This is a genomic window from Amycolatopsis taiwanensis DSM 45107 (assembly GCF_000519205.1).
GTDB lineage: Bacteria > Actinomycetota > Actinomycetes > Mycobacteriales > Pseudonocardiaceae > Amycolatopsis_E > Amycolatopsis_E taiwanensis.
Window position 1 is genome coordinate 96776 of sequence record NZ_JAFB01000033.1, and the last position, 8686, is coordinate 105461.

Annotated in this window: 10 protein-coding genes; 7 read left to right on the forward strand and 3 right to left on the reverse strand. The window is 69.3% G+C overall.

Annotation, left to right across the window (positions count from 1 at the left end; genetic code table 11):
- Window positions 1-3: 3 nt before the first annotated feature.
- The 3 genes from A3CU_RS0125405 to A3CU_RS0125415 all read left to right on the forward strand — a co-directional run bounded on the left by A3CU_RS0125405 (window position 4) and on the right by A3CU_RS0125415 (window position 3724).
- The gene (locus A3CU_RS0125405; protein WP_027944677.1) at window positions 4-522 is read left to right on the forward strand and encodes an adenine phosphoribosyltransferase; all 519 of its coding nucleotides are present in this window, start codon (window positions 4-6) and stop codon (window positions 520-522) included.
- Between the two features lie 77 nt (window positions 523-599).
- Window positions 600-2915: a RelA/SpoT family protein gene (locus tag A3CU_RS0125410; RefSeq protein WP_027944678.1), complete on the forward strand. Its 2316-nt coding sequence runs from the start codon at window positions 600-602 to the stop codon at window positions 2913-2915.
- A gap of 29 nt (window positions 2916-2944) precedes the next feature.
- On the forward strand, window positions 2945-3724 hold the full coding sequence (locus A3CU_RS0125415; RefSeq protein WP_027944679.1) for an enoyl-CoA hydratase-related protein: 780 nt from the start codon (window positions 2945-2947) through the stop codon (window positions 3722-3724).
- 56 nt (window positions 3725-3780) lie between these two features.
- Here the strand turns inward: A3CU_RS0125415 and A3CU_RS0125420 are convergent, their stop codons facing one another.
- Window positions 3781-4635 (reverse strand): peptidylprolyl isomerase, encoded by an 855-nt coding sequence (locus A3CU_RS0125420; RefSeq protein ID WP_027944680.1) that lies wholly within the window; start codon window positions 4633-4635, stop codon window positions 3781-3783.
- Window positions 4636-4788: 153 nt separating this feature from the next.
- Here A3CU_RS0125420 and A3CU_RS0125425 point away from each other — a divergent pair, with 153 nt between their 5' ends.
- Window positions 4789-5466 carry a hypothetical protein gene (locus A3CU_RS0125425; RefSeq protein ID WP_027944681.1) on the forward strand — a complete coding sequence of 226 codons (678 nt, stop codon included), beginning with the start codon at window positions 4789-4791 and terminating at the stop codon, window positions 5464-5466.
- Here A3CU_RS0125425 and A3CU_RS0125430 read toward each other — a convergent pair.
- Together A3CU_RS0125430 and A3CU_RS0125435 are read right to left on the reverse strand one after the other, a co-directional pair.
- Window positions 5423-5722, reverse strand: a complete 300-nt coding sequence (locus tag A3CU_RS0125430; protein WP_245617327.1) for a hypothetical protein — start codon at window positions 5720-5722, stop codon at window positions 5423-5425. The two genes, A3CU_RS0125425 and A3CU_RS0125430, sit on opposite strands and share 44 nt — an antisense overlap.
- Window positions 5719-7149, reverse strand: coding sequence for a YibE/F family protein (locus A3CU_RS0125435; protein ID WP_169739689.1), 1431 nt, complete (start codon window positions 7147-7149; stop codon window positions 5719-5721). Before A3CU_RS0125435 ends, A3CU_RS0125430 begins: the two co-directional genes overlap by 4 nt.
- Before the next feature lie 199 nt (window positions 7150-7348).
- Between A3CU_RS0125435 and A3CU_RS0125440 the strand changes: the two genes are divergently transcribed.
- The 3 genes from A3CU_RS0125440 to A3CU_RS0125450 form a co-directional block, all read left to right on the forward strand.
- Window positions 7349-7720, forward strand: coding sequence for an SsgA family sporulation/cell division regulator (locus A3CU_RS0125440; protein WP_342668931.1), 372 nt, complete (start codon window positions 7349-7351; stop codon window positions 7718-7720).
- A 74-nt stretch (window positions 7721-7794) separates the two neighbouring features.
- Window positions 7795-8439: a LysE family translocator gene (locus A3CU_RS0125445; RefSeq protein WP_027944685.1), complete on the forward strand. Its 645-nt coding sequence runs from the start codon at window positions 7795-7797 to the stop codon at window positions 8437-8439.
- Between the two features lie 48 nt (window positions 8440-8487).
- The coding region (locus A3CU_RS0125450; protein WP_027944686.1) for a helix-turn-helix domain-containing protein at window positions 8488-8686 on the forward strand (199 nt) is incomplete at its 3' end.

An 8686-nucleotide genomic window follows, 5' to 3' on the forward strand; every position in this document is an offset into this window, starting at 1 on the left:
CCCGTGAATCTGGAGGCCGCGCTCGGCCTGATCGGCGAGGTCCCCGACTTTCCCGAACCCGGCGTGCTGTTCCGTGACCTGTCGCCGCTGTTCGCCGATGGTGACGGGTTCGCCACGGTGGTGAACGCGCTGGCGGAGACGGTGGATCCGGACGTCGAACTGCTCGCCGCGGTCGAGGCACGCGGGTTCATGCTCGCCGCCGCGGTCGGCTACGCGCGCGGGCTGGGCGTGGTGCTGGTGCGCAAGCCCGGCAAGCTTCCGGCGGTCGCCGGCCGGATCGACTACGCCCTCGAATACGGCACGGCGGCGCTGGAGCTCCCCTCCGGCGTCACCCACCCCGGCGCCCGGGTGGCGGTCGTCGACGACGTGCTGGCCACCGGCGGCACGGTGGCCGCCGCCTGCAGCCTGCTTGACCAGGCCGGGGCCGTCGTCACCGGCATCTCGGTGGTGCTGGAACTGGCCGCCCTCGACGGGCGGGCCACCCTCCGCGACCGAAAGGTGCACTCCCTGCTGACCTCCTGACCGCCAGCCGAGCTACGGCTGTTCGGCGGGCGGGCGTTACGCTGGTCGTGCTAGATGCTGAACCGGAGGAGGTGGGGGTGAGCCAGGAGACCGGTACCGCGGCGCCCGCTCCGGAAGATGCGCCGCCGCGCGGCGTGACCAGGGCTCCGTCTGCCACCCGGCGGGTGCGTGCCCGGCTGGCCCGGCGGATCACCGCTCAGCGCGCCGCTTCGGTGAAGCAGGTGCTCGAACCCCTTGCGGTGATCCACCGCGAGCTGCACCCGAACGCCGATCTCAGCCTGCTGCAGCGCGCCTACGACGTGGCCGAGGAACTGCACCGCGACCAGCGGCGCAAGTCCGGCGACCCGTACATCACCCACCCGCTGGCGGTGGCGACCATCCTGGCCGAGCTGGGCATGGACACCATCACGCTGGTCGCCGCGCTTTTGCACGACACCGTCGAGGACACCGGGTACTCGACGGAGAAGCTGACCGAGGACTTCGGCGACAAGGTCGCCCAGCTCGTCGACGGTGTCACCAAGCTGGACAAGGTCAAGCTGGGCACCGCGGCCGAGGCCGAGACGATCCGCAAGATGGTCATCGCGATGGCGCGTGACCCGCGGGTGCTGGTGATCAAGCTGGCCGACCGGCTGCACAACATGCGCACCATGCGGTTCCTGCCGCCGGAGAAGCAGGCGCGCAAGGCGAAGGAGACCCTGGAGGTACTCGCCCCGCTCGCACACCGGCTCGGCATGGCCACGGTCAAGTGGGAGCTGGAGGATCTCGCGTTCGCGATCCTGCAGCCCAAGAAGTACGACGAGATCGTCCGCCTGGTCGCCGACCGGGCGCCCTCGCGCGACATCTACCTGCGCAAGGTGATCGACGAGCTGACCTTGAGCCTGGGCAGTTCCCGCATCACCGCGAAGGTCGAGGGCCGGCCGAAGCACTACTACTCGATCCACCAGAAGATGATCGTCCGTGGCCGCGACCTCGACGACATCCACGACCTCGTCGGCGTGCGGATCCTGGTCGAGGACGTGCGCGACTGCTACGCGGCGATGGGCGTGGTGCACGCGCTCTGGCAGCCGATGCCCGGCCGGTTCAAGGACTACATCGCGCAGCCGCGGTTCGGCGTGTACCAGTCGTTGCACACCACCGTGATCGGGCCCGACGGCAAGCCTCTCGAAGTGCAGATCCGTACCCATGAGATGCACCACACCGCGGAGTACGGGATCGCCGCGCACTGGCGGTACAAGGAGACCAAGGGCACCCATAACGGCAATGCCGTCGACATCGACGAGATGGCCTGGATGCGGCAGTTGCTCGACTGGCAGCGTGAGGCCGCCGATCCCGGCGAGTTCCTCGATTCGCTGCGCTACGAACTGGCTGCCCGCGAAATCTTCGTGTTCACGCCGAAGGGCGACGTGGTGACGCTGCCGGTCGGTGGTACGCCGGTGGACTTCGCCTACGCCGTGCACACCGAGGTCGGCCATCGCTGTATCGGCGCCCGGGTCAACGGCCGCCTGGTCGCGCTCGAACGCAAGCTCGAAAACGGCGACGTGGTCGAGATCTTCACTTCGAAGGCCGAGAACGCCGGACCGAGCCGGGACTGGCTGTCCTTCGCGAAGTCCCCGAAGGCCCGCGCGAAGATCCGTCAGTGGTTCGCCAAGGAGCGCCGGGACGAGGCGATCGAAGCGGGCAAGGACGCGATCACCAAGGAGGTCCGCAAGATCGGCCTGCCCATGCAGCGGCTGGTCTCCGCGGAGAACATGGGTTCGGTCGCGGCCGAGTTGCGGCATGCGGACATCAGCTCGCTGTATGCGGCCGTGGGGGAGGGACACACCAGCGCCAAGCACGTGGTGCAGCGGCTGGTCACCCTGATCGGCGGGGTCGAGGAGGCCGAGGAGGAACTGGCCGCCCGGTCCACCCCGTCCACGGTGACGCGGCGCCGGGGCGCGGGCGACGTGGGCGTGATCGTGAAGGATGCCGGTGACGTGTGGGCGAAGCTGGCGCGCTGCTGCACCCCGGTGCCCGGCGACGAGATCCTCGGGTTCGTCACCCGCGGCGGCGGGGTCAGCGTGCACCGCACCGACTGCACCAACGCCGCGGACCTGCGTACGCAGCCGGAGCGCCTGGTCGAGGTCGAGTGGGCGCCTTCGGAGAACTCGGTGTTCCTGGTGGCCATCCAGGTGGAGGCGCTGGACCGGCACCGGCTGCTGTCCGACATCACGAAGGTGCTGGCCGACGAGAAGGTCAACATCCTGTCCGCGTCCGTCCAGACCTCGCGGGACCGGGTCGCGGTGAGCCGGTTCTCCTTCGAGATGGGCGACCCGAAGCACCTCGGGCATGTGCTCAAGGTCGTGCGCGGCGTTGAAGGCGTCTACGACGTGTACCGAGTCACTTCCGCCTCCTGAACCTTGGCCCAGGGCCGTAGGGTTCGATCATGGTGGAAGGGCTGCGGTTCGAGCGGGACGGCGGGGTCGGCAGGCTGACCTTCACCCGGCCGGAGAAGAAGAACGCGATCACCTACCAGATGTGGTCGGCGATCCCCGACGTGGTGGCCGAGGTCGAGGCCGACCCGGAGATCATCGCGCTGGTCCTCACCGGTGCTGGGACGGACTTCTCGGCGGGCGCGGACATCAGCGAGTTCGGGCGGCTGCGCTCGACGGCGGAGAGCGCGGCGGCCTACGACAAGGTGGTGGAAGCGGCGGTCACCGCGCTGACCGAGATGCGCAAGCCGAGCGTGGCCATGATCCGGGGTAACTGCGTCGGCGGCGGCTGCCAGGTCTCGGTCGCGTGCGACTTCCGGTTCGCTCAGGCGGGTGCGCGGTTCGGCATCACCCCGGCAAAACTCGGGATCGTCTACGACTTCCGGTCCACCCGCCAGCTGGTCGGGCTGATCGGACCGGCGCACGCGCGGTACCTGCTGCTCTCGGGTCGGTTCGTCGACGCCGCGCGGGCGCGCGAGATCGGCCTGGTCAACGACGTGTTCACCGCCGAGGAGTTCGAGGCGGAGGTCTACTCCTTTGTGGACACCCTGGGGCAGCGCTCGCAGGCCTCGATCCGGGGCATGAACCGGATCATCGAGAAGATCTCCGCCGGGCAGCGGGAAAGCGACTCCGAGGTCGAGGCGATCCGGTCAGCGGCGGTCCACGGCCCGGACTACGCCGAGGGCGTCGCCGCCTTCCTGGACGGCCGCCCGCCGCGCTTCACCTACCGCTGAACCGGGCACTCACGCGCCTGAACCGGGGACTCGCGTGCCTGGACCGGGGACACGGGTTAGTTGTCGACGGTGCCGCCGGTGAACGTGACCGGGGTGTTCGGCGCGCCGGTGCCGTCAGCGCTCTGGGCGGCGGAGGCGGGGTCGATGCCTGCCCGCGCGACCTTGTCCAGAACCTGCAGGCCGGCGTCGGTGATCGAGCCGAACACGGTGTAGTTCGGGGGGAGCTGCGCGTCGCCGTAGACCATGAAGAACTGGCTGCCGTTGGTGTCCGGACCGGCGTTGGCCATGGCGAGGACGCCGCGGCCATAGGTCAGTTCCGGGAAGGTCTCGTCCTTGAACGAATAGCCGGGTCCGCCCTTGCCGGTGCCGGCCGGGTCGCCGCACTGGAGCATCTGCAGGCCCTCGGTGCTGAGCCGGTGACACGAGGTGCCGGTGAAGTAGCCCTGCTGGAGGAGGCTCACGAAGCTGTTCACCGTGCACGGCGCCAGGGACCGGTCCAGCGTCAGTGGAAGGTTGCCCGCGGTGGAGGAGAGGGTGACGTTCACCTCGCCGGTCGAGGGGATGTTCGCGGTTTGGGGCGGATTGGCCGGCTTGGCGGCCGGCCGGTCCGGCGTGGCCGGGTATTCGCACGTGGTCGGGTTCGGCAGCGGGGTGGACCGCTTGGCCTCCACCACCCGCTGGGTCGGGATGTCGATCGGCGGAGCGGCCGACGACGACGGCGAAGCCGTGGCCGATCCGTCGTCGCTCTTCACGACCTGGAAATACACCACTACGCCGGCGATCACGATGACGGCTGCGACGGTCACCCCGGCCTGGACGATCCGGCGCCGTTTCAGCGCCTGCTGCCGTCGAACCATCTGCCGTTCGAGCTTGCGCTTCGCGGCTTCCCGGCGCTGCTGGTTGGTCGGCACCTGCCCCTCCAGAATCCACTCGACGTGACACATCGGGTGGCGGCAGTCTATGGCCACACTCTGTGAGAACCTCGTACGGGGGCGGTGGGAGTGCGTGGGGGCGGCGCCCCGGCACGATACAGCCGATCAGGCACTGCGGATTAGGGTGGACCAGTGGTGACCGAACCGAGCAACGAGTCGAAGAAGCCTGCCCGGCCAGCTGACCCGGATCGCCTTCCGCTGCATCAGGAGGGTTCCGTCCTGCGGCGCCGCCGGGCGGTGTCCGGCCTGGCCAGCGCCGTGGTGATCGCCGCGGCTTTCGGGTTCTTCGGCGGGCTGGCCGGCGGCGAACTCACCGGGTTGATCGTCGCGGTCGTGGTCGCCGCGTTGCTCGGTTACCTTGTGGTGTTCACCGCGCGCCGCCGGGTGTGGCTCGAGGACGGCATGGTGCTGGTCCGGGTATGGCGGACCCGCCGCGTCGACATCGCCCAGGCCGAGCGCATCGACCTGCTGGTCACCGACGTGCGCGGGATGCGGACCATCAGCCTGCTGTTCAATGCCCGGCGCCGCAGCCGGGCCGCGAAGGTCGACCTCGCCGTCTACGCCGGCACCGGTGGCCGGGAACTCGGGGTGCTCGCGCTGCGGAGGCTGGCCAACGCGCTGATGAACAACATCGAGGCCAACGGCATGGTGTTCTCCGAACTGCTCGTCGCGCAACTGAAGTCGGAAGCACGGGGGGACGCGGCGGCCGACCGTCCGCTGTACCGGCTGGCCGCGGCGGCGCCGGCCGGGCGGTTCGCCCAGCGGTTCACGATGGACGCCGTGAGCAGCTTTGTGGCTCATCTGGACTGACCTCACCGCCGGCGCCGAGTCGCCGCTCGATCGTGGCCAGTTGTTCGCGGATCTTCTCCAGCTGGTAAACGATCTCCGGTAGCTCCGCCGCGGCGAAGGTGGCCAGCCGCTCGAGATAGCCGGCCACGTCCCTGAGCTCGCGCAGGACGGTGGTGAGGCTCGGCACCGCCCTCAGCGTTCGGTGGGCGATGCGGAAGAGGCAGCGCGGAATGGCCAGCACTGCCACTTCGTACCGCACCGAGACGTTGATCTTCACACCGGGGTTCGCCGGCTTGCCGGCCGTTTGCCTGGGCCTTCGCGAACTTCCTCACGGCTCGCGATCAACGCGGCGAGCACGGTGGTGACCGGCACGGCCGCCACGATGCCGACCCCGCCGGCGAGGGCGCGCACGATTTCCCCGGCGAGGTCCGAGGAGCTGAGGATCGCGCCGAGGCCGACACCGGAGATCGACGAGTACAGCAGCACCGGCAGCGCCGCACCTGCGTAGGCCATCACGAGGGTGTTCACCGCGGAGCCGACGTGGTCGCGCCCGATCCGCAGACCGGCGCGGTACAGCTGGCGCCAGCCGAGATCCGGGTTGGCGCGGCGCAGCTCCCACACCGCGCTGGTCTGCGTCACGGTGACGTCGTCAAGCACGCCCAGAGCGCCGATGACGATGCCGGCCAGCAACAGACCACGTGCGTCGATTCCGTGCCCGAGCGAGGCGATGAGCGTAGTCGTGCTCTCGTCCAGGCCGATCAGGGACGCCGCGACCGAGAAGATCGCCGACAGCGCGCCGATGAGGGCGAGACTGATCATGGTGCCCAGCACGGCGGCCGAGGTCCGTGCGGACAGGCCGTGCGTGAGGTAGAGCACGACGAACATGATCACGGCCGCGCCGACGATCGCCACCAGCAGCGGGCTGCGCCCGGCGAGGATGGCGGGCAGCACGAACAGCACCAGCACGACGAAGCTCAGCACGAGCGCACCCAGCGCGGCGAGCCCCTGCCAGCGTCCGAGGATCACCACGGCGGCGGCGAACAACGCGGCGAGCACGGCGAGCGGGAGGCCGCGCTGGAAGTCCACCAGCTGGTAGGAAGTGGCATCGCGCGGGTTGGCGCCGTTGTAGGCCAGCACCACCTTGTCGCCGGCGGTGAAGCGCGGAGTACTGGGTTCTATCGGCACGGTGAGCTTGATGGCCGACCCGCTCGCGGCACCGTCAGTGAGCGTGACTTCGACGGTGAGGCAACTCTTTTCGTCGCCGGTGGGCTGGCCGAGGAGCACCTGCCCCGGGGCCAGGCACGGCCCGCTGGCCGCGGTGGTGATGGTGCCCTGCACCGGAACGCCCTGCTGGTAGGCGCTGGTGGGTTTCGCCGTGCCCCACGGGTAGAGCCACAACGCGGCCACAACGCTGGCCGCCGCGATCGGGACGAGTAACCAGATGAGCAGCACGCGGACCCGGCGGGACGCGGGAGCCGCCGGGCCGTGGCCGTGGCCATGACCGTGTCCGGCTTCGAGGACCGGTGGTCTGCGGGAAGCGGGCCTTCGTCCTGCTCTCGTTTCACCGGTTCCCGGTCCGCCGGTTCTTCCCTCCGTGGCGGGTTTTCCGCGGCCGCCGGGGTTCCGGCCGGGCGCGCGGGGCGGCTGCGGGGGAATCCGGCGGATCGGGCCGGTGTCCTGGTCGGCCCAGTCGTCGTGGGTCACCGCAACATCCTGCACTCCGGCGCGCGGCCGGATCGCGCACGGGGCGCGCACGGGGCGCGAGCGGTGCGCTCCGGTCCGCGAAGGCGCGTGTGATCAACGCCGAAAACGACCCGGAATTCACCCCAAACCCGCGTAACGCCGTCAGCCAAGGCGAGTTTGCTTGTTGGCACGAGGACACCAAGGATGCCGGAGGCGCATCGTGGACCAGCATCAATACGTCACGTTCGACGGGTTCGACATGCCCGTCTACTCGAGGTGGTCATACGATCCCGAGGACCCTTACGCCGTCACGCTCTCCTTCAGCGCGGAAGGTGGCCGGTGGGTGGCCTGGAATTTCGCTCGTGACCTCCTCTACGACGGTCTGCGCTCCTCGGCCGGGCTCGGCGACGTCCGGGTGTATCCGGACATCGATCTCCTGGTCATCGAGCTCGACTCGCCCGACGGTCATGCCGTCGTGGAGATGGAGCGGGTGCAGGCGGAAAACTTCCTCGTCGAGACCACCGAGGCCGTCCCGATCGGCGAGGAGCGCATCGATATCGACGCGTTCCTCGCCGAGATCATCAAGGTCTGACGCTTCGGTCTTGGCGAGGTCATGGCATAGCATCCGAGAATGATCACATCGACGCTGCCGCACAGCGCCCAAGAATGATCGGCGCCGTTCTGGCTTTCGCGGGGGTCGCAGCTCTGATCAACATCACCCCCGGGCTGGATACCCTCCTGGTCGTACGAGCCTCCGCGGCGCAGGGCAGAAGTTTCGGTCTGGCGGCCGCATCCGGAGTTCTCGTCGGCTGCCTCGCCTGGGGCGTCGCCACGGCCGTCGGACTGACCGCGCTCCTGACCGCCTCGCATCTCGCCTACGATGTCCTGCGTTTCGCCGGGGCCGCCTATCTGGCCTGGCTGGGCGTCTGGGCCCTCGTCCGCTCCCGTCACCGAACCTCCACGGAGGGTTCTTCGGTGACGCAGGAACACACGGCGCGGTCGTGGCTCGCGGCCTTCCGGTCCGGCGTTGGGACCAACCTGCTCAATCCCAAGGCCGGGGTGTTCTACATGAGCCTGATTCCGCAGTTCATCCCGCAGGGCGCACCGGCTTTCGGCACCACGCTGCTGTTCACCGCGGTGGACCTCGTCGAACTGGCGATCTGGTTCTGGCTGGTCTCCGGGGCCGCACACGCGCTGAGCGAACGGATCCGGCGGCCATCCTTCCGCCGCCGCATGGAACAGATCAGCGGGGTCGCGTTCCTCGGCTTCTCGGTCAACGTGCTGGCCGAACACCGCGGCTACAGAGGTTGAATTGTCAGGATTTGATCACGGCGTGTCGGGCTGACATTGGCTGGTCGGGTGCTGTATCTGGTTCGGGTGCGTTATCCCGATGGTGGTGGGCTGACGGCCGAGGGCCGGGCCCGGCGTGAGGTGGTTCGGTTGCAGGCGGCGGAGATGCTGGCCCAGGAGGTTGCGGTGCCGGAGATCGCCAGACGGCTGCGGGTGTCGCAGAATGCGGTGTATGTGTGGCGGCGGCGCTGGCTGGCCGAGGGTGAGG

What these genes read in the sequence shown, in the direction of transcription:
- A3CU_RS0125415 (WP_027944679.1), top strand. Translation starts at nt 2,945, where the DNA reads ATGGTGGAAGGGCTGCGGTTCGAGCGGGACGGCGGGGTCGGCAGGCTG.
- A3CU_RS0125445 (WP_027944685.1), top strand. Translation starts at nt 7,795, where the DNA reads ATGATCGGCGCCGTTCTGGCTTTCGCGGGGGTCGCAGCTCTGATCAAC.